The 20853-nt window shown below is 61.7% G+C and carries 18 protein-coding genes and 1 pseudogene; 11 read left to right on the forward strand and 8 right to left on the reverse strand.

All coding sequences use genetic code 11. The features are described from left to right. Window positions 1–10: 10 nt before the first annotated feature. Complete coding sequence (locus tag GKZ68_RS11885) at window positions 11–931, reverse strand: hypothetical protein (RefSeq protein ID WP_173114945.1); 921 nt, start codon at window positions 929–931, stop codon at window positions 11–13. 62 nt (window positions 932–993) lie between these two features. Further along, window positions 994–1206 (reverse strand): membrane protein insertion efficiency factor YidD, encoded by a 213-nt coding sequence (gene yidD / locus GKZ68_RS11890; RefSeq protein WP_173114948.1) that lies wholly within the window; start codon window positions 1204–1206, stop codon window positions 994–996. 192 nt (window positions 1207–1398) lie between these two features. On the opposite strand from yidD, the gene GKZ68_RS11895 reads away from it, so the two are divergent. Together GKZ68_RS11895 and GKZ68_RS11900 are read left to right on the forward strand one after the other, a co-directional pair. Continuing rightward, window positions 1399–2253 carry a hypothetical protein gene (locus tag GKZ68_RS11895; RefSeq protein WP_173114950.1) on the forward strand — a complete coding sequence of 285 codons (855 nt, stop codon included), beginning with the start codon at window positions 1399–1401 and terminating at the stop codon, window positions 2251–2253. 95 nt (window positions 2254–2348) lie between these two features. Next, window positions 2349–4421, forward strand: a complete 2073-nt coding sequence (locus GKZ68_RS11900; RefSeq protein ID WP_254243977.1) for a helix-hairpin-helix domain-containing protein — start codon at window positions 2349–2351, stop codon at window positions 4419–4421. A gap of 55 nt (window positions 4422–4476) precedes the next feature. Here GKZ68_RS11900 and GKZ68_RS11905 read toward each other — a convergent pair whose 3' ends face one another. From GKZ68_RS11905 to GKZ68_RS11925, 5 genes are all read right to left on the reverse strand, one after another. After that, window positions 4477–5379 (reverse strand): hypothetical protein, encoded by a 903-nt coding sequence (locus tag GKZ68_RS11905; protein ID WP_173114954.1) that lies wholly within the window; start codon window positions 5377–5379, stop codon window positions 4477–4479. A 47-nt stretch (window positions 5380–5426) separates the two neighbouring features. Then, window positions 5427–6416, reverse strand: coding sequence for a DUF3857 domain-containing protein (locus GKZ68_RS11910; RefSeq protein ID WP_173114956.1), 990 nt, complete (start codon window positions 6414–6416; stop codon window positions 5427–5429). A gap of 45 nt (window positions 6417–6461) precedes the next feature. Continuing rightward, entirely contained in the window at window positions 6462–8552 is a 2091-nt protein-coding gene (locus GKZ68_RS11915; RefSeq protein WP_173114958.1) for a DUF3857 domain-containing protein, read from the reverse strand. A gap of 43 nt (window positions 8553–8595) precedes the next feature. After that, window positions 8596–10656, reverse strand: coding sequence for a DUF3857 domain-containing protein (locus tag GKZ68_RS11920; RefSeq protein WP_173114960.1), 2061 nt, complete (start codon window positions 10654–10656; stop codon window positions 8596–8598). Between the two features lie 104 nt (window positions 10657–10760). Beyond that, the gene (locus GKZ68_RS11925) at window positions 10761–11993 is read right to left on the reverse strand and encodes an MFS transporter (protein ID WP_173114962.1); all 1233 of its coding nucleotides are present in this window, start codon (window positions 11991–11993) and stop codon (window positions 10761–10763) included. A gap of 124 nt (window positions 11994–12117) precedes the next feature. Between GKZ68_RS11925 and GKZ68_RS11930 the strand changes: the two genes are divergently transcribed. Next, window positions 12118–14007, forward strand: a complete 1890-nt coding sequence (locus tag GKZ68_RS11930; RefSeq protein WP_173114965.1) for an ABC transporter ATP-binding protein — start codon at window positions 12118–12120, stop codon at window positions 14005–14007. A gap of 2 nt (window positions 14008–14009) precedes the next feature. Here GKZ68_RS11930 and GKZ68_RS11935 read toward each other — a convergent pair whose 3' ends face one another. Continuing rightward, on the reverse strand, window positions 14010–14618 hold the full coding sequence (locus GKZ68_RS11935; protein WP_173114967.1) for a Uma2 family endonuclease: 609 nt from the start codon (window positions 14616–14618) through the stop codon (window positions 14010–14012). A 143-nt stretch (window positions 14619–14761) separates the two neighbouring features. On the opposite strand from GKZ68_RS11935, the gene GKZ68_RS11940 reads away from it, so the two are divergent. The 8 genes and pseudogenes from GKZ68_RS11940 to nuoF all read left to right on the forward strand — a co-directional run bounded on the left by GKZ68_RS11940 (window position 14762) and on the right by nuoF (window position 20822). Further along, window positions 14762–15436, forward strand: a complete 675-nt coding sequence (locus GKZ68_RS11940) for a DUF4136 domain-containing protein (RefSeq protein ID WP_173114970.1) — start codon at window positions 14762–14764, stop codon at window positions 15434–15436. A 96-nt stretch (window positions 15437–15532) separates the two neighbouring features. Then, window positions 15533–15910, forward strand: a pseudogene (locus GKZ68_RS11945) (NADH-quinone oxidoreductase subunit A); the annotation flags it as partial. A 124-nt stretch (window positions 15911–16034) separates the two neighbouring features. After that, on the forward strand, window positions 16035–16562 hold the full coding sequence (locus tag GKZ68_RS11950) for an NADH-quinone oxidoreductase subunit B (protein ID WP_173118384.1): 528 nt from the start codon (window positions 16035–16037) through the stop codon (window positions 16560–16562). 23 nt (window positions 16563–16585) lie between these two features. Beyond that, a complete protein-coding gene (locus GKZ68_RS11955) occupies window positions 16586–17155 on the forward strand; it encodes an NADH-quinone oxidoreductase subunit C (RefSeq protein ID WP_173114975.1) in 570 nt (189 codons plus the stop codon). Window positions 17156–17279: 124 nt separating this feature from the next. Next, window positions 17280–18542 (forward strand): NADH dehydrogenase (quinone) subunit D, encoded by a 1263-nt coding sequence (gene nuoD, locus GKZ68_RS11960; protein ID WP_173114977.1) that lies wholly within the window; start codon window positions 17280–17282, stop codon window positions 18540–18542. 23 nt (window positions 18543–18565) lie between these two features. Next, the gene (nuoE, locus tag GKZ68_RS11965; protein WP_173114979.1) at window positions 18566–19138 is read left to right on the forward strand and encodes an NAD(P)H-dependent oxidoreductase subunit E; all 573 of its coding nucleotides are present in this window, start codon (window positions 18566–18568) and stop codon (window positions 19136–19138) included. 12 nt (window positions 19139–19150) lie between these two features. Continuing rightward, window positions 19151–19483: a hypothetical protein gene (locus GKZ68_RS11970; RefSeq protein WP_173114981.1), complete on the forward strand. Its 333-nt coding sequence runs from the start codon at window positions 19151–19153 to the stop codon at window positions 19481–19483. 1 nt (window position 19484) lies between these two features. Continuing rightward, window positions 19485–20822 (forward strand): NADH-quinone oxidoreductase subunit NuoF, encoded by a 1338-nt coding sequence (nuoF, locus tag GKZ68_RS11975; protein ID WP_173114984.1) that lies wholly within the window; start codon window positions 19485–19487, stop codon window positions 20820–20822. Window positions 20823–20853 lie beyond the last annotated feature (31 nt).

Below are 20853 nucleotides of genomic sequence, written 5' to 3' on the forward strand. Positions count from 1 at the left end.
CCGAAATCGACTACAAATCCAGCTCGTACACGTCGCCCTGCTCGGTAGTAATGAGCAGCGTATTCGGGTCTTTAAAGGCAGCTCCCTCGGTTTGTCCCGCACCTTGCAGGCTGATGTGGCGCGGGCTAGCCTTCAAAATATCAGCCCACGAATTACCATCCAGAATAAACAGCTCCTGCCGGGCCAGCAAGATGAGCCGGTGGCCATCGGGCGAGAGCGTGGCATCGGTCACCTCGCCGGGAATGGCTAGCTTGGTGATGAGCTTGGCGGTGTAGCTGCCGGGCTGGTCGGGCACCGTGTACACCTTGCAGGTGCTTTGGGTAGCGCGGTCTTTAGTGAAGAGATACACCTGCCCATCGTGCCAGAGACTGGCTTCGCAGTCGAAGTTGCGCTCGCTTTTGCTGGGCGGAAACTCGGTCTGGTCGGGGTATTTAAAGCTGATTTTTTGCACCTGGCCAGGGGTGGCGGGCCGAAAGCGCAGGATGGCCAGGTTCTGGCGGTCCGAGTTGTTGTTGCCGCAGTCGCCCATGTAGTAGTTGCCGCTGGCATCGCGGCTCAGGCTTTCCCAGTCGTGGTTGGGCGCCCCCAGCGTAAACTGGGCCACCTGCTGGCCGTGGCCATCCACGCGGTACACAATGGGCGGCTGCCCATCGTCGCCGAACGTGAAATACGTACCCGCCTCGGGCGCCGCGCACAGGCCCGAGCTTTCCAGAATGCCCTGGGTGAGCTTGCCCATATGGCGCAGGCCATCGGCCGCCGCCTCGGCTTTGTCCTTTTTGTGCGAGCCTTTTTTGCCCTTTTTACCGGGCTTGGCTTGGGCAGTTTCCTGCGGCTGGCCGGTACTGCTTTGGGTGTCGGCCGCCTGCGAGCAGGCCGAGGTAAGGAGCATGACGCCCACTAGCGGGCGGATAAGGAGTGGAATACGGAGCATAGGCAGGCTTGTACGGCAAAGCCTGCGCAATGGCTGGCCCAACTCCCGCAACCCAGTAGCCCCTACGGCACCGGGTCGTGGCCCGCGCCGCCCCACGGGTGGCAGCGCCCGATGCGCCGCAGCGCCAGCCGCCCCCCGCGCCACGCCCCGTACCGGCCAATGGCCTCGGCGGCATAAGCCGAGCAAGTAGGCGTGTAGCGGCAGCTCGGCGGGGTGAGCGGCGAAATGAACAACTGGTAAAACCGCACCAGCAGCAGCAGCAAACGACGAAGCATAGCAGGGTACAAAGGTCGAACGACGGTGCAAAGTTCGGCCCCGGCCAGAGGGAGCGGCACGGCGGCAGCTTAGCCGGCGTGCCGGCCTTATAATACTGCGTATTTGCTACGCATCACTGCCCTTATATTTCGACTTTATTCAGTTTAGCAGCGCGTATGGTAAAGTATTTATTCCTGTCAATTTTTAATTTATTGCTACTTACCCGCGTTTCGCTAGCCCAAGGCAACGGCCCGGCCGGGCACGGGGGCCGCGCCCAGGCTTTAGGCAATGCCTCGGCTACCTTAGCCGGCGAGGTGTGGGCGGTGGCCAATAATCCCGCCGGGCTGGGCACCATTACCCAACCCACGGTGGGCCTTTACTTTGAAAACCGCTACCTCCTCCCGAGCCTCAACGTGGCGGCAGTGGCCCTGGCACTGCCCCTGAGCGTGGTCGAGCCTGCGGCGGCCGGCCAGCCCGCCCGCACCAGCCGGGGCGTATTGGGCCTTGAGGCGCAGCGCTTCGGCGGCGTTTTGTATAATGAGACGCGAGTGGGCGCGGCCTACGGCTACCGGCTAGGGGTGATAAACATTGGCGGCCGGCTCGATGCGCTGCAAGTAAGCTTTCAGGACCTGGGCAGCCGGCGCGTGCTGGCGGCTTCGCTGGGCGGGCAGGCCGAGCTTTTGCCCCGGCGTCTCACGCTGGGCGTGTACCTGTATAATCTGACCCAGGCTAAATTGGCCGACTACCAGGACGAGCGGGTACCCACCGTGCTGCGCGTCGGCCTGGCCTACCGCCCTGGCCAGCAGGTGCTGCTGCTGGTCGAAGCCGAAAAAGACGTGGAGCGCGCCGCGGGTATGAAAGCCGGCATCGAGTACCGGCCCACGGCGGCCGTGGCCGTGCGCCTGGGCTACGCCAGCCTCAGCCAGCAGGCCACCGGCGGCGTGGGCCTGCGGGCCGGCGATTTTCAGCTCGACTACGCTGCCGGCTGGCACTCGGCGCTGGGCCTGAGCCAGTATTTCAGTCTGGGCTGGCAGTGGGGGAAATCCGAAATGAAGAATTTAGAATGAGGAATTACTACCAGTTCTTATTTCGAATTTCTGCGTGGAGGCTAGCTGGCAGCAACAGCCGGGCGCACCGGGCCACCTTACTGATGGGTTTGCTCGTGCCAGCATTGGCCACCGCGCAGAACTACCCGCGCCGGGCACCCGATTTTGAGCGACTGGCGCAGGAGTTATTTGCCGAAATCCAGACCGACCAGATTCCCTACGAAGACCTCTACGGCACGCTGCTCACCCTCTATCAGGCACCGCTCAATCTCAACACCGCTGGCCCCGAGGAGCTGCGCGCCCTGCCGTTGCTCACCGAAAAGCAGGTGGCGGCGCTGCTCAGATACCGGCAGGCCAACGGGCTGCTGCTGAGCGTGTATGAGCTGCAAGCCGTGCCCGAGTGGGACGTGCGCACCATTGCCCGCGTGGCGCCCTTCGTGACAGTGGCCAGCAATACGCCTAACTCGGCGCGCGGCCCGCTGTGGCAACGCATTAAAAATGAAGAGAATAATGCCGTGCTGCTACGCTACCGGCGCGTGCTGCAACGGCAAAAGGGCTACTCGCCGGTCGATACCTTTCAGGGCCGGCCCACGCTGCGCTACCTGGGCTCGCCCGATGCCGTGGCCCTGCGCTACCGCGTGAGCCACGCCCACGATTTTAGCCTGGGCTTCACGGCCGAAAAGGACGCGGGCGAGCCGCTGGCCTGGCGGCCGGGCCAGCACCAGTTCGGGCCCGATTTTTTATCGGCTCACTTCGTGCTGCACGAGCAGGGCCGCTTGAAAACGCTGGCGCTGGGCGACTACCAGCTGCAGTTTGGGCAGGGCCTGCTGCTGTCGTCGGGGCTGGCGGCGGGCAAGGGAGCCGAAACTATTACCAATTTGCGCCGGGCCTCGCTGGGCGTGCGGCCCTACGCGGCGCTGCTCGAAAACACGTTTTTTCGGGGCGCGGCGGCCACCTACCGGCTAGCCCCGCGCTTGGAAGCCACGGTCTTTGCCTCGCGCAAAAACATCGACGCCAGCGCCCGGCTAGCCACCGACTCGCTGGCGCAGTTCGATGAGTTTAGCAGCAGCCTGGTGCTGACCGGCCTGCACCGCACGGCCAGCGAAATCGCCAACCGCCAGCGCCTGAGCGAAACCGTGGGCGGCGGCCACCTCGCCTACCTCAGTGCCGACGGCAACCTGGCGCTGGGCCTCACGGCCGTGGGCACGCACTACGGTATGGGATTTCAGAAACGCGCCGAGCCTTACAATCGCTACGAATTCAGTGGCCAGAACAACCTAGCCTTCGGCGCGCACTACAGCTACGGCTGGCGCAATCTGCTGCTGTTTGGCGAAAGCGGGCGCAGCAGAAGCGGCGGCTTGGGCACCGTCAATGGCCTGCTGGCTAGCCTGGGGCCTAGCGTGGATGTGGCCGTGCTGGTGCGCCACTACGACGCCGATTTTCACACTTTCTACGGCAACGCGCTGAGCGAAAACACGCGCCCCATCAACGAGAGCGGCTTTTACCTGGGCCTGAAAGTGCGCCCGCTAGCCCGTTGGGAGGTATCGGCCTACTTCGACCAGTTTCGGTTTCCGTGGCTGCGCTACCGGGTGAGCGCCCCCAGCCACGGCCAGGATGCGCTGCTGCGCGTGGCCTTCGCGCCTACCAAAACCAGCCTGCTCTACGCCCAGTACCGCGCCCGCCTCAAGCCGCTCGACCTACCCGCTAGCCTTAGCGGGCGGGCGGTGCCGCTGCCGGGCCAGCAGGTGCGCCACTCGGTGCTGCTGTATGCCGACGTGCAGCCCACCGCCCGGCTAGGCCTGCGCACGCGCCTGCAAGCCACCTACCTGCGCGCCGATGATGGCCTGCCCTGGCGGCGCGGCTATATCCTGAGCCAGGATGCCTCGGTGCAGCTAGCCCGGCGCGTGAGCCTGGCCGGGCGCTACGCCGTGTTCGACACCGACGACTACGACACCCGGCAGTACATTTTTGAGCAGGATGTACTCTACGCCGTGTCGGTGCCCGCACTCTACGGGCAGGGTACGCGCGCCTATCTCATTTTGCAAGCAGCTTTCAACAAGCACTTTACGCTCTGGCTGCGCTACACCGACACGCGCTACCGACATCAGGCCACCGTAGGCTCGGGGCTGGAGGAAATTATGGGCTCGGCGCGCTCGGAAGTGACGGCCCAGGTGCGGTACCGGCTATGAGCGAGCCGCCAGCGCGGCTTTCCGGTCAGCGTTGCGCTACAGCTCGTCTAGCTTTTCACGCGTCGGCTTTTACCAGCACCACTTGGGCATTGTCGGCCTGGCTGATTTTCCGGCGAAAATCTTGATACTCGGTGTATTTGGCGGCGGGCAGCGTGGCGCCACCGGGGCGGCGGGTTTCGAGCTGGCGCACGTACTGCAGCGTGCCGTCGGGCAGGGTGGTGCAGGTGCTCGAATAGGTGCCGTAAGCCGTGGTGAGCTGCGTGGGCTGGGGCAGGTTTTCGGCCCGGAAGCCGGTGGGCAGGTGCAGCCGCACGGTATCCTGGTAAAAGGCCGCGCGTGGCAGGGCTAGCGGCGACTGGCGCGGCCCCACCTGGGCCGGCAGCGCGCCCAGGCGGCCCAGCAGGTTGGGCTCCAGCAAGATGCGCCGGCCGGCGGCGGTGCCCACGCTGGCCAGCTCCAGATTCATCAGCTCAACCACGCCGGGCAGGTTTTTGGCCGGAGCCGGGGCTAGCCGCAGGTTATTGATAGTGAAATGACTGAGCCGCAAGTGGTTGGAAACGTACTTTTTCTGCTCTACCGGGTCAGCTTCGTGTAAAAGTTGGGCGTAAGTGTCCTGGGCCAGCCCCAGGCGCTGGGTGCGCACGGTGGCCTTGGCGCCGCCGCTGGCATCGAGCCAGAGGTCGGTGCGGCGCTGCTGGCGGTTGGCCTGGGCGCCATAGCGCGGGGTGGCCACCAGCCGGCCGCCCTCGGGCGTGAGCAGCAGCGCGTGGCGGTTGCCGGTGAAAGAGCCCATGTAGCCGAAGGTTTCGGTCTGGCTCGTGCATTCCATCCACACGGTATCGGCCGGGGTGGCGCCGTGGGCGGCTAGCGGCATGCACAGAATAACGTGGTTGAACTGGCGGCTTGGGAAGTCGGCCCGCACGTCGGGCTCATTGGGGCCGGCCATTACCAGGGCCACGTAGGCCGGCAGGCCCGCCGCCTTGAGCAGCGCGCGGGTGTAGTTGCTCAGGGCCTTGCAGTCGCCGTAGCCCCGGCCACCACGCTGCTGGCGGGGGCCGTTTGCCAGCCGCCCAGGCCGAGCTGCACCGACACGTAGCGCGTCGAGCCCTGCAAAAACTCGTACACCTTACGGGCCCGCTCGCGGGGGTCGGGGCTGGTTACTATCAGCTGGGCCATTTTGGCGGTGAGGGCGGGCGGCAGCACGTCGCGCCCCTCCCCTAACTTATAGCTCCACAGGCCCATATTTTGCCAGGTGTCCATGGTGCCCGCGTAGCCCTGCACCTCAAAGGTGGTGGGTGCCAGGTGCACGGCGGGCAGCAATTCTTCGAGCGGGGGCGACAGCGGCTCTTCCTCCACGGCAGGTGCGGCGGGCAGCTGCCAGCGGTAGGTAGTCTGGCTGCCGGCCACCACGGGCTTGCTGGCCGCGCCGGCCGGCAGCAGCTGCTCCTGATAGCGCAGGGCGAGCGCGGTGGGCGTGGTCACTTGCAGGCTAGCGCCTTCGAGCGACACATTTTCGGTGTGCTGAGGCTGCCAGTCGGGGTAAAAAAGGGTGTTCTCCGACACCACTTCGTAATCGAACTCCACGGTGTAGGGCGTGGCGGGCTGGCGCAGGTCGGCGTAGCGCATCCGCAGGTCAGTCATGAAGCTGCCACCTGCATTGCCCAGGCCCTGGTCGTGCACCTCGGCCGGGCGCAGCTGGTGCAGCAGCTGGCCCTGGGCATTGTACACCGCGCCGCGCAGGTAGCCGATGTGGTTGAGCGCATCGTAGCCCACTACTAGCTGGCCGTAGTCGTCGCTGCCGGCTTCGTCGAGCACCGTCACTACCTGGTGCACCGTTTTTACGAGCTGGCTCGCCGATTTTATCACCACCACTTCATCGTAGGCGCGCACCACGGCGTGGGCATTTTCGCGCAGGGCCGGGGCAATGGCGTCGGCCGGGTATTTAGGCGCCGGTGGGGCTAGCAGCGTCAGCGACGCAAAAACCGGGAGCAACATAGGACAAGAAATAATTTCGGATTAATAAGCTGTTTATCAAGGCTATTAGCCAGCCTTTCGGATAACCAGCGCCTCGGCTTGCTTGGCTAGCATCTGGCGATAAAGCTCGCGCAGGGCGTGGTATTCCTGGGCACTATACACGGGCTTGTCGAGGGTGAGGCGGCTTAGCAGCACCACGGTATCCGGGGTGGGGCTGCTGACTACGTAGGCGTAGCGGCCGCCATTTTCGGGCAATGCGAGCGCGGCCGGAGCGGGCAGCACGGCGGCGTAGCCGGCCGGTACCTTGAGCGTAACCCGAATAACTTCCTGCTGCATCATCCCAAAATCGACGGGATAGCTGCGCAACTCGTGCCGAAACGGATTACGCTGCTCACCAAATACCTCCAGCGGCTTGATGTACAACTCGGTAGCTGCGTCAGCGCTGGCGGCGGGCTGGCGCAGCTCGTAGCTCAGCCCAAGCGGCTGCTCTATGCTCGCCTGCTTGCTGAAGGTGAAGCTCGGAATTTCCCAGCCGGTGTGGGCGGCCGCCAGCGCGGTTACGTATTTTTTCTCGCCCAGCTGCTGCAATTTTTCGCGGGCTTCGATGCCAGCGTAGCCGCTATGCTCTTCGTGCACCTGGCCACTGAGGTTGCCCTGCGCATCGAGGGCCAGCATTACTTCCTGATAGTGGGTGTAGCGCTGGCTAGGCACCAGGCTCACCCAGCGGCCCTCGCCGGTGGCCGGCACCGTGTGCCCTATTTTATTGAGGCAGCGCGTCGGCAGCATACCCGCCGGCAGCAGCGGTTCGGTGGCGTCGAGCAGCAATTCCTTCTGGTCGGGCAGCTCGACCAGGGCCGCCACGTAATTGAACTGCTCCAGCAACGGATACTCCTGGCTAACCCGGCCGTGCCCGCGCGTGCTCAGCAGCAGGGGCACCGCCGGCAGGCCTGCTTCGCGCAGCGCGGCAATGAGCAGCAGGTTAACATCGGCCGCCGTGCCGCGGTGCAGCTCGTAGCTTTTCTTGAGCGGAGTGCTGGTCGAGTAGCGGTTGGTACCATCATATTTCACGCTCCTCAGTATTAGCTCGCGCACCGCCCCCGCCCGTGCCGCCGGGTCGGGGTACTGCGCCGCTATTGCCTGCACCAGCGGCTTCGTAAATTTACTGTCTTCCAGTACCTTGCCAAAAAACTCACTAGCCAGCAGGGTTTTATTTTTTTGCAGCCAGCTATCCGTCAAGTCTCTGTAGGGCTCATTCGGCATTTGAAAGCCTACCAGCTCAAACGTAACGCGGGGCAGGTAGTCATTGGCCGTCGTGCTGTAGGGCTCCTCCCGAAAAGCGGGCGCGTTTTGCAGCACCCAGCGGTGCTGCTCGGTCGACATGGTCAAGCCCGTGGTGCCGGTTTCCATCCCGGCCCCCGCACCGGCGCCGGCATCCAGGTGATTGGCCAGGATGAGGCTTACCGAACCGCGATTCATCTCGTTGATAGTCAGCGGCACGTAGCCCTGATACAGTACGTTGTAGTGGTACACCTGCGGAATACTGGTGCGGTACTCGCTCCACCGCGTGGGTATCTCGCGCTGAAACGTCCAGTCCTGGTAATTATCAAAAAAGGTGGAGCGCACTACGTAGCTGTACTCAATCACGGCGCCCTCCTGCACGGCCGGCAGCGTAAACTTGCGCACTTTCAGGTTGTTGGTACGCTTTTCCTCAAATGCGGCGCTCGCCTCAAGCTTGGTTTTTATAAGCTTGCCGTCGGCCCCACGCACGTAGGTAAAGCCCCGCAGGTTGCTCAGCGTTTCGGCATCCGCGTCGCGGTGGTAGAGCGGCACTTCCACGGTGGCGTAGTCGTAGCCCGCCTTTTTCAGAATCTTAATGCGGGTGGTGCGCTCGGTATTGATAACCAGCTTGCCCGCCGTGCTGCTAAACTGCGATACGCCGTAGTCGCACAGTACCACGGCCGGCGCGGCGCTGTCGGCCACAAAATTCTTCGCCTCAAAATCGGCCGGGTCGGGCTGGCCAAAATGCACGGGCACGGGCGCCGGCTTCGACGCAGCGATGGTTTGGGCCACGGTGGCCAGCGGGCCGGCTAGCCCGGCCACCAGCCCAACTAGCGCGCCCACCCGGCACCGCCCCGTAAAGTGTAGCAAAAAGCTCATATTCAACAAATAAAATAGCGTGAGCAACCAGCGACAATCACTGCTAGCTCCCGGCTTTCTTCAGCACCAGCGCCTCCGCCTGCTTGGCTAGCGCCAGGCGATAGAATTCGCGCAGCGACTCATATTCTGCGGCTTCATAAATGGGCTTGGCGAGCGTCAGGCGGCTCACCAGCTGCACCGTGCCGGGCGTAGCACTCACCGCCGTGAAGACGTAGCGCCCCCCTTTGTTCGGCAGCTCCAGCACGGCTTGCTTGGGCAGCTCGGCGGTATAGCCAGCCGGCAGGTTGAGCGTGACCATAATCGTTTCCTGCATGGGAGCCCCAAAATCAACCGGATACAGTCGGCTAGCGTGCTGAAACGGGTTGCGGCTCTCCCCAAATAGCGCCAACGGACTCAGGTACAATTCTTTGGCAGCCCCACCAGTGCCAACCGGCTGGCGCAGCTCATAGTTGAGGGCGAACGGCTGGTCTACCAAGGCCACCTGGCTGAACTTGTAGCTGGGCATTTCCCAGCTCGCGTGGCGGCCGGCTAGCTCGGTTACGTACTTTTTTTCGCCCAGCTGCTGCAATTTTTCGCGCGCAGCAGCCCCGGCGTAGCCGGCGTGCTCCTCGCGCACCTGGCCGCTGAGGTTGCCCTGCTCATCTACCGTCAGCATCACTTGCTGGTAGTGGTTGCGCATCTGGGTCGGCGTCAGGCTCACCCAGCGGCCTTCCGTACCCTTGTCTACCAGGCGGCCCGTTTGGTTAAGGCAGCGGGTGGGCAGCGTGCCGCAGGGCAGCAGCGGCTCGGTAGCATCGAGCAGCAGCTCCTGGCCATTGGCCAGCGGCAGCAGGCCGATAACGTAGTTGAACTGCTGAAGCTGCGGAAAATTGGCATCGACGCGGCCGTGGGCGCGGGTGCTCAGCAGCACCGGCTGGGCCGCTAGCCCGGCCTGGCGCAGCGCGGCAATGAAGAGCAGGTTGATGTCGGCCGCCGTGCCGCGGTGCAGTTCGTAGCATTTTTTCAGCGCTCCGCTGGCCGCGTAGCGACTGGTGCCGTCATATTTTACATTCTTGACAATCAGCTCGCGCACGGCCGCCGCCCGCGCCGGCGGGTCGGGGTACTGCGCCACCAGCGGCTTCATAGCATCAGCCAGGAAGCTGGCCCGGTCGAGCTGGCCCCCAAACTCGTCGCTGCTCAACAGGTCCGAATTAATCTTCGTCCAGTTGGCGGCTACGTTGTGGTAGCCCTGGCCGGGCACGTTTTCCCCCGCCAGCTCAAAGTTGATGCGGGCTACGTAGTCGCGGGGCGTGGTCATAAACGGCTCGTCGCGCAGGGCCGGCACGTCTTGCATGGCCCAGTGGTAATTGGTGGCGCGGACGGCAAACGTCTCATTTTCGGCCGACACGTGCTGGCCACGGTCCGTAAAGCCACCCTCAGTATGCGCCGTGTACTGCGCATTGGCCTCCTCCTTTGCTTGCAGGGCGAGCGGCTGGTAGCCCTGCATCAGCATCTTGTAGTCAAAATACTCGGGAATGCTGGCCCGAAACTCGCTCCAGCGCGTGGGTATTTCGCGCTGAAACGTCCAGTCCTGAAAGTTGAACAGGAAATCCGACGTTACCGTGTAGCTGTACTCAATCACGGCGCCCTCGCGCACATTGGGCAGCGTAAACTTGCGCACCTTACTATTCTTGGTGCGCTCCTCGGTAAATACCTTGTCGGTTTCGAGTTTCACTTTCTCGATTTTACCGCCTACCTCGTTATAAGTGAAGCCTTTCAGGCCCACAATCTTTTCTTCGCGCTGGTCTTGGTGGTAGAGCGGCACTTCCACCGTCGCCACCTCGTAGCCGGCTTTTTTGAGGATTTTGATGCGCGTCACGCGCTCCGACTCCAGCTGAAAGCTGGTGCCATTAACCCGAAAGCGCGTGCTGCCAAAATCGTACAGCACCACGGCCGGCGCGGCGCTGTCGGCCACAAAGTTCTTGGCCACAAAGTCGGCTGGCTCGGGCTTGCCAAACTTTATCTCCACCACTTTTACCGGGGCCGGCTTCTGGGCTTGCGCTGAGGCGGGCAGGGCTAGCGAGCCGCCGGCAAATAGACTTAAAGCGAGTAATTTTTTAATCATAAAAGGAGAAGTATGTAGAACGCCAGCCAAAACCTTATATAGCCAGTCTCAGCCCGGTAAAAATAGGTGGCGACCACCTATTTACCAACTTCTCCTCCTCGGTTTTATACCACTTCTTCGGGGCTGGCCACGGCCTGGGCCTGGGCGGCCAGCACGTCGTTTTCGGCCGGGCCGGCGGGAGTATTTTTTATCCCCAGCAGTAGGTAGGCGGTGGCGGCCAGCACGCTGGCCAGGCTCAGGGCGTGTACCCACGGCAGGCGGCTGGGCTGGTTGTCGAAAATCCAGCCCGCGAGCAGCGCCCCCAGCCCAATGCCCACTTCGAGGGCAATGTACATGGTGGCAATGCCGCGCCCGCGCCGCTCAGGGTGGCTCAGGTCAACGGTCCAGGCGTAGAGCGTGGGCGAGTTGAGGCCCGCGCCCAGGCCATACACTACCGCCCCAGTCAGAAACACCGGCACCGAGGGCGACCACACCAGCACCGCCAGCCCCACGGCCATTACGGCGGCCGACCACCGCAGCACGGGCACGCGCCCGTAGGTGTCGCTAGCCTTGCCCAGCCCCAGCCGCACCCCGAGCGAGGCTATGGTATAAAAGCTGTAAAACAGCCCTTTGCTCGACATGCCGAGCAGCGTACTTTGGTCGGGCACCACCGTGAGCACCGCCCCGTAGGGAAACAAACACAGCAGCGTGACGATGGCCGGCGCCAGCACGCGCGGCTCAAACACCTCGCGCCGCCAGTCGAGGCGCAGCAGCCCGAAGCTAAAGGGCCGGCGCTGCGCCCGCGGCAGCGTTTCGGTGAGGGTGCCCTGCACCAGCACCGACAGCAGCGCCACGCCCGCCGAGAGGTAAAACAAGCCATTGATGGAAAAATGCTCGGCCACTTTTGTGCCCAGCCACGGCCCGGCCGCCATGCCCAGGCTGCCCGTCACGCCGAGCAGGCCCATTGCCTCACCGCGCTTAGCCACGGGCACGATGTCGGCCACGAAGGCCGCCGTGGCGGTCGGCTTAAAGCCCGTGCTGAAGCCGTGCAGCAGCCGCAGAAACAGGAAGCTGCCCACCGCCAGCGCCCACGGATAGGCCAGCCCGCACAGCACGCACACCAGCGAGCCAAACACCATCACCGGAATGCGGCCCACCGTGTCGGAGAGCTTGCCCGAAAACGGCCGCGAGATGGCCGCCGTGAGCGTAAACAGCGCAATAATGAAACCCTTATACTCACCGCCACCCAGCCGGGTAAGGTGGCCCGGCAGCTCGGGCAGCAATAGATTAAAAGAAGCAAAAAACAGAAACGACGACAGGCACATCAGCCAGAAGCCGCGCGAATAGGAACCAAGCATAAGTGCCGTAAAGGTCGGGCGATAATTGTCAATGGGTACTCACTACTAGCTACCCATTACTTAAACGCCTGCCAAAACGGCCACTCTCCCGCTCCGGCCCCAAATGTGCCATGCTCGCTAGCCTATGACCTGGTTATCATCCTTATTCGAAAAGATTTCCGCTAAAAATCCCGGCCACGGGCGCGGCCCCGACAAGCCCGCCGTGAGCGTGCGCGAGCGGGTATCGGCCCTGCGCCACCTGCCGGCTTTCCTCAAGCTTATCTGGCAAACCTCGCCGGCCCTCACGCTCGGCAACATTGGCCTGCGCCTGCTGCGGGCGGCGCTGCCGCTAGCCCTGCTCTACGTGGGGCGGCTCATCCTCGACGACATTGTGCAGCTGACCAAGCTGCCGCCGGCTAGCCGGGCCGTGTCGCCGGTAGTTGGCCTGGTGGCGCTGGAGTTTGGCCTGGTGCTGCTTACCGACGCGCTGGGCCGCGCCGTGGCTCTGCTCGACTCGCTGCTCGGCGACCTCTTCGCCAATGCCTCGTCGGTGCGCCTCATGCGCCACGCCGCCGAGCTTGACTTAGACCAGTTTGAGGACAGTACCTTTTACGACAAGCTGGAGCGCGCCCGCCGCCAAACACTGTCGCGCTCGGTGCTCATGAGCCAGGTGCTGGCCCAGGGCCAGGATGCCATGACGCTGGTGCTGCTGGCCGGCGGCCTCGTGGCCTTCCAGCCCTGGCTGCTGGGGCTGCTGCTGCTGGCCGTGGTGCCCGCCTTTCTAGGCGAAAGCCACTTCAACGAGCGCAGCTACTCGCTCTCGCACTCCTGGACGCCCGAGCGCCGCGAGCTCGACTACCTGCGCCAGACCGGGGCCAGCGACGAAACGGCCAAGGAGGTAAAAATCTTCGGCTTATCTGACTTCCTCATCAACTGCTTCTCCACGCTCTCCGACCAGTTTTATCGCCAGAACAAGGCACTGGCCCTGCGCCGCGCCGGCTGGGGCACGGTGTTCGCCGCCATTGGCGCGGCGGGCTACTACGGCGCGTATGTATATATCATCAAGCAAGCCGTGGGCGGCGTTATTTCCATTGGCCAGCTTACGTTTCTGGCCGGTTCTTTCGCTAGGCTGCGCGCCTTGCTCGAAGGCATCCTGAGCCGCTTCAGCCAAGTGGCCGATGGCGCGCTCTACTTGCAAGATTTCTTCGATTTCTTCCAGATTACGCCGCGCATCGTGCGGCCCACCGTGGGGCAGGCCGCGCTTCCATTTCCGAAGCCCATCCGCCAGGGCTTCACGTTTGAGGATGTCGGCTTCAAGTACAAGAATGCCGAAAAGTGGGCGCTGCGCCACCTCAGCTTTGCGCTGCGCGCCGGCGAAAAGCTGGCCCTGGTAGGTGAAAACGGCGCTGGCAAAACCACGCTCGTCAAGCTGCTAGCCCGCCTCTACGACCCTAGCGAGGGCCGCATCCTACTCGATGGCCACGACCTGCGTGAATACGACCCCGCCGAGCTGCGGCAGGAAATCGGCGTCATCTTCCAGGACTTTGTGCGCTTTCAGCTGCCCGCCGGCCAGAATCTGGCCGTGGGCCGCATCGAGGAGCGCACCAATCAGCCGCGCATCGAGCAGGCCGCCCACCAGAGCCTGGCCGACTCAGTCATCGCTAAGCTTCCGCTAGGGTACGACCAGATGATAGGCCGGCGCTTCAACGGCGGCGTGGACCTTAGCGGTGGCGAGTGGCAAAAAATCGCGCTGGGCCGCGCCTACATGCGCGAGGCGCAGCTGCTCATCCTCGACGAGCCCACCGCCGCCCTCGACGCCCGCGCCGAGTACGAAGTGTTTGAGCGCTTCAAGGAACTCACTCAGGGCAAGACGGCCGTGCTCATCTCCCACCGCTTCAGCACCGTGCGCATGGCCGACCGCATCCTGGTCATCGAGCACGGCCGGGTGCAGGAAATCGGTGCCCACGAGGAGCTGCTGGCCAGGGGTGGCCGCTACGCCGAGCTGTTTCAGTTGCAGGCGGCTGGCTACCGCTAGGGTCAGGCGGGCTCTTCGGGGCCGGCCGGGGTAGCCCGCAGCGGGGCCACGCCCGCTTCTTCATACACCTGGGCCAGCGTGAGCGTGAGGCCCAGTTCCGGAATCTCTACCGTGTCTGTAACCTCGGTAAGTGCCGCGTGCACCCACTTATTGTCCGGTTCGCGCCGATACCACTCAATGAGCCAGTAGTGCTGCGACACGAGCAAGTAGTGCCGCAGTGAATTTAACTCTTTGTAGCTATTAAATTTAAGTGCCCGGTCGTAGGCCGCAGTGGAGGGCGACAACACCTCCACCAGGAGCACCGGATTGTGCAGCGTGCGGGCTTCGCACTGGTCGGCCGGGTCGCAGCTCACCATCACGTCGGGGTAGGTGTAGTGGCGGTTTTCCTTTACGGCCAGCTGCACACCTTCCATTACCACGCGGCAGTTTTTGCCGCGCACCGCCTGCCGGCAGGCAAAGGCAATATTCAGCGCTAGCACATTGTGCGCAACGCTCTCGCCCGCCATCGCGAATAGTTCGCCTTCAAAAAACTCGTGCCGCCCTTCGCTTTGCGCTTCGAGCGCCTGGTATTCGGCAACGGTGTACTGCGCTTTGGGTTCGGCCTGGCCCATGGTCTTGCTGCTTGGTCAACTCAAAGATAGGCGGCGCACTTACGCATGGCTAGCCTCCCTAAGTTAATAAACTGAACAGTAGATGAAAAGTAAAATTCTTAGTGTAGCTTAGAGAATTCAATGAATTCCCTACCCTACTTTTCATGAAACTAACTGCTACCCTCCAGCTTATCTGCCTGTTGAGCCTTGGCTTACTTTCCAGCTGCCTCACCTCCCGTGATGCGCGCATTGAATCGAGCTACAGCTACCGGGGGCGCTTTCGCCACTACCGCACCTATGGTTTTTTGAGCGGCAATGGCCTCGCCGCCGACAGCACCCGCCTCAGCGAAGCCCTGCGCGACGCCATCAAGCAGCGCCTGCGCCTGCAAGGCTATAAGTTTTCGCGGCGCAACCCCGACCTGATGGTGAGCTACAAACTATTTGAGGGCGACATGCGCTTTCCGGGCTTCGTGCAGGAAGACATTACGCGCTGGGTAAAAAATAACGACGCCGAAAACGAGGAAACTCCCGAAGAGCAGCGCCACCCTTACCAGCCCACGCGCCTGCTTATGCTCGATGGCACGCTCATGGTGACGCTCATCGATACCAAAACTGACAATGCCATCTGGAACGGCTACGCCTCGGGCGTGACCGTGCCCGAGGGCATTCGGGGTGAGTACGTGCTGGTGCGCTCGGTGCGCTCCATTTTTGACCGCTACCGCATTTTCACCGAGAATTATTTCAACGGCGGCAACCTCGACGGGGCTATGAATGGCCAGCCTAGCGGTGAGCCGGGCGCCCCCAGCGCGGCCCCACAGCCTGCCGAAACCCCGCGCTAGACAGCAGCGGGCTACTTTTCGCTTTCGCTCAAACCGGCTCAGGTGTACCTTTGCCTGTCCGCGCCAGTGCGCCCGCTACCTAACTAGCTGACCTCTATGCTTCTTGCCGTTAATTCTTCGTATCAGCCCAGCGACTACCTGCCCATTCTCATTCAGTTTGGGCTAGCCGTGGCCTTCGTGGCCTTTGCCATGGTCGTGTCGCACCTCGTGGGTCCTAAACGCCACAGCCGCGTGAAAGATGCCGCCTTCGAGTGCGGCATCGAGAGCGTGGGCAATGCCCGCACGCCCATCTCGGTTAAGTATTTTCTCACGGCCATTCTGTTCGTGCTCTTCGATGTGGAAGTAATTTTCATGTATCCCTGGGCCGTAAATTTTCGCCGGCTCGGCGGCGCGGGCTTCGTGGAGATGATTATCTTCATGGCTCTGCTGATGGCTGGTTTCGGCTACGTCATTAAGAAGGGCATTCTGCGCTGGAATGAGGCCGTGCCCAACCAAACTTTCGCCGCTAAGCCGGTGTTGGAAAAACAGCCCGCTATTGCTGCGCAGGCTGCCTAAACTGACTTATACTCATGGTTGATACCCGCGTTCCCGAAATCAAATCCGTGCCGGCCCCGAGGGCATCGAGGGTGCGGGCTTCTTCGCTACCTCACTTGAGAAGGTAGTCGGCATTGCCCGCGCCAATTCCTTGTGGCCTTTGCCCTTTGCTACCTCGTGCTGCGGCATCGAGTTCATGGCGACGATGGGCGCGCACTACGATATCTCGCGCTTTGGCTCCGAGCGTCCCAGCTTCTCGCCCCGCCAGGCCGACCTGCTGATGGTAATGGGCACTATCGCCAAGAAGATGGCCCCCATCGTGAAGCAGGTGTACGAGCAAATGGCCGAGCCCCGCTGGGTGCTGGCCATGGGCGCCTGCGCCTGCTCGGGCGGCATTTTTGATAGCTACTCGGTGCTGCAGGGCATCGACCGCATCATTCCGGTCGATGTGTACATCCCCGGCTGCCCGCCCCGCCCCGAGCAGGTGCTCGACGGCCTGATGCGCGTGCAGGACCTCGCCAAAAACGAGAGCATCCGCCGCCGCAACTCGCCCGAATACCAAGCTCTGCTAGCCTCCTATAACATTAAGTAAGCTGCTCGTAGAAAGCCCCTTAAATGGCTGACCCAACCAAAGAAGAATCGCCCGCCGCCCAGGAAACTGCCGCCGCGCTAGACCCCACCGCCCAGCAAAACGCGCAGGTGCTGGCCTTGCTGCACAGCTTGTTTGGCGAAGCTACGTTTACGGATGTGCACGAGCCCTACGGCCTGCTCACGGTGACTACCAAGCGCGAGCATATCCACAATATTGTGGCGGGCTTGCAGCAGGACGAAACGCTCAAGTTTCATTTCCTGACCACCATGTGCGGCATCAATTATCCCGAAAACCTGAATCAGGAACTCGGCATGATTTACCACCTGCACAGCCTGGTACACAACATCCGGCTGCGTCTCAAGATTTTCTTTCCGCTTGCCGACCCGGTGGTGCCTACCCTCACCGACCTATACGCCACCGCCAACTGGATGGAGCGCGAGGCCTATGATTTCTACGGCGTCATCTTCACCGGGCACCCCAACCTGCGCCGCATTCTCAACGTGGAAGATATGGATTACCATCCCATGCGCAAGCAGTACCCGCTCGAAGACGGCACCCGCGAAGATAAAACCGACCTGTTTTTCGGTCGCTAACCTCGTTTGTCATGCTGACGAAGGAAGCATCTTATCCCGGCTGCCTTCGCCAGAAATTAGTTACTACCCGAGTGGTGCGAACCTGATAAGATGCTTCGCAAGCTCAGCATGACGGAAGTTTAAAATGGCAGTAAACGACGCCCTAGCCGGCACCCATAAAATAGTAGAAGAGGCCCGCGAGCAACAGGGAGGCCAGCTCGTGCCCACGCTCAACGACTTCTCGCAGGAGTTGACGACCCTCAACCTGGGGCCGACGCACCCCGCTACGCACGGCATTTTCCAGAACATCCTGCAAATGGATGGCGAGCGCATTATCTCGGGCGTGCCGACTATCGGCTACATCCACCGCGCGTTTGAAAAAATCGCCGAGCGGCGGCCGTTCTACCAGATTACGCCGCTCACCGACCGCATGAACTACTGCTCGTCGCCCATCAACAACATGGGCTGGCACATGACGGTAGAGAAGCTGCTAGGAGTGCAGGTACCCAAGCGTGCGCAGTATATGCGCGTGATAATGATGGAATTGGCACGCATTGCCGACCACCTTATCTGTAACTCTATCCTGGGCGTAGATACTGGCGCCTTCACTGGCTTCCTTTACGTATTCCAGGAGCGCGAGAAGATTTACGAGATTTACGAGGAAGTTTGCGGCTCGCGCCTGACTACCAACATGGGCCGCGTGGGCGGCATGGAGCGCGACTTCTCGCCGGTGGCTATTGAGAAGCTGCGCAAATGGCTCAAGGAATTCCCGGCGGTGATGAAGGAGTTTGAGGCGATGTTTAATCGCAACCGCATCTTCATGGACCGCGTGGTGAACGTGGGTCCGATTACGGCCGAGAAAGCATTGAACTACGGCTTCACCGGCCCCAACCTGCGGGCGGCCGGCGTCGATTACGACGTGCGGGTAATGAACCCGTATTCTTCCTACGAAGACTTCGAGTTTGACATCCCGGTCGGTACCAACGGCGATACCTACGACCGCTTTATCGTGCGCAACGAGGAGATTTGGCAGAGCCTGCGCATTATCAATCAGGCGCTTGACCGGCTGCCCGATGGCCCCTTCCACGCTGATGCGCCGCACTACTACCTGCCCCCCAAGCAGGCCGTGTACAAAAACATGGAGGCGCTGATTTATCACTTCAAAATCATTATGGGCGAAATCGACGCCCCGGTTGGCGAGGTATACCACTCGGTGGAAGGCGGCAACGGCGAGCTAGGGTTCTACCTCATCTCGGACGGGGGCCGCACGCCCTACCGCCTGCACTTCCGCCGGCCGTGCTTTATCTACTACCAGGCCTATTCGGAGATGGTAGTGGGCACCAGCCTTTCGGATGCCATCGTGATTTTGTCGTCGATGAACGTGATTGCCGGCGAGCTCGACGCCTAGTTTTTAAGTTGAAAGTACCTGATATGGAGCCGACTACCGCCGCTGCCAAACCCCAGTTTTCGCCCGCTGCCCAGGCCGAAATCAAACGCCTGCTCACGCACTACCCCGACGACCGCAAGAAGTCGACTCTGCTGCCGGTACTGCACATCGCGCAGGCCGAGTTTGGCGGCTGGGTGAGCCCCGAAGTGCAGGATTTGGTGGCCGAAACGCTAGGCCTGCGCCCGATTGAGGTGTATGAAGTGAGCACGTTCTACACCATGTTCAACCTCAAGCCGGTGGGCAAGCACGTGATTGAAATCTGCCGCACCGGTCCCTGCATGCTACGCGGCTCCGATGAGCTGACGGCGCATCTGGAGCGCATTACGGGTGCTAAAGTCGGCGGCAACTCGCCCGATGGCCTGTTCACATTGAAAGAAGTGGAGTGCCTAGCGGCCTGCGGCTTCGCTCCCGTGGTGCAGGTACGCGAGAAATACTACGAGTCGCTCGACACTGAGGAGAATGTGAACGCTATGCTGAATGAATTGAAGAGCCTGGTGCACCGCCCTATCTTACCTTGGGAAGAAACCGGCTTGCCAACCTCGCTGCAAAATAATTAATTATCTACCACAATGGCTGACCAAGACAAAGACCTTCCGCTCGTGGTATCTGAGATATTAATTGAGATGCACGGCATGAATAGTCGGCTCCGAAACGTTGAGAATCGCCTGGAAAATGTTGAGAACATACTAACACAAGTTGTTGGCAGCATTCAGTATTTGAGTGGAGCAGTTGGTAAAGTGGCCGAAGTCATTAATAAACAACAGGAGGCAAATACGGCTAATTTCAAGATGCTAATGGAGGCTGACGAGCGAAACACCAGCCGCCTGGAAAATGCTATTCAGTCCTTTGGTCTGCGCTTCGACAGCCTTGAGTACCGCCTGGAACGTCTAGAAAATAAGTAGTATGGGACGCAAGCTATTAACCGAACACGTCAACGTCGAAGGCATCGAAACCTTCGCCGTGTATCGCAAGCACGGCGGCTACCGCGCCGTGGAGAAAGCGCTGAAAATGACGCCCGACGAAGTGGTAGAAGAAGTGAAGAAGTCGGGCCTGCGCGGGCGCGGCGGCGCGGGCTTCCCGACCGGCATGAAGTGGAGCTTCCTGGCTAAGCCCGAAGGCGTGCCGCGCTACCTCGTGTGCAACGCCGACGAGTCGGAGCCCGGCACGTTCAAGGACCGCTACCTGATGTCGAAGCTGCCGCACTTGCTTATCGAGGGCATGATTGCGGGCAGCTACGCGCTAGGGGCTCGCACGAGCTACATATATATCCGCGGCGAGTTGTTGTACGTGCTGCGTATTCTGGAGAAAGCTATTGCCGAGGCTTACGCCGCTGGCTTCTTGGGCGAAAATATTCTGGGCTCGGGCTATTCGCTTGATTTGCACGTGCATCCGGGCGGGGGCGCGTACATCTGCGGCGAAGAAACTGCCCTGCTGGAATCGCTGGAGGGTAAGCGTGGCAACCCGCGCAACAAGCCGCCGTTCCCGGCCGTGCAGGGCCTCTACGCCCGCCCCACGGTGGTGAACAATGTGGAAAGTATCGCGGCCGTAGTTCCCATCCTGAATCTGGGCGGCGACGAGTATGCCAAAATCGGTGTGGGCCGGAGCACAGGTACCAAACTATTTTCGGCCTGCGGCCACCTCAATAAGCCCGGTATTTATGAGCTTGAGCTAGGGGTGCCGGTCGAGGAGTTTATCTACTCCGACGAATATTGCGGCGGTATCTGGAAAGGCCGGGAGTTGAAGGCCGTAGTGGCTGGAGGCTCGTCGGTGCCGATTCTGCCGAAAGAGCTGATTCTTAAAACCGCTGCGGGTGAAAACCGCCTCATGACCTATGAATCGCTCAGCGATGGCGGTTTTGTTACGGGCACTATGCTCGGGTCGGGCGGCTTCATCGCGATGGACGAAACGACGTGCATCGTGAAGAATACCTGGAACTTCTCGCGCTTCTACCACCACGAGAGCTGTGGGCAGTGCTCGCCCTGCCGCGAGGGCACCGGCTGGCTCGAAAAGGTATTGCACCGCCTCGAACACGGCCACGGCTCAATGCACGACATCGACCTCATCGTGAGCGTAGCCAAGCAGATAGAGGGCAATACCATTTGCCCCCTGGGTGAGGCTGCCGCGTGGCCGGTGGCCGCCGCTGTGCGCCACTTCCGCGACGAGTTTGAGTGGCACGTAACGCACCCAAAAGAGGCTACCCAGCCCGGCGCCGTGTACCGGGGCAACCTGGTAATGGCGTAGTTTTGAAATAAAAAATAGAACGTCATGCTGA

This window comes from Hymenobacter sp. BRD128 (assembly GCF_013256625.1).
Taxonomy (GTDB): Bacteria; Bacteroidota; Bacteroidia; order Cytophagales; family Hymenobacteraceae; genus Hymenobacter.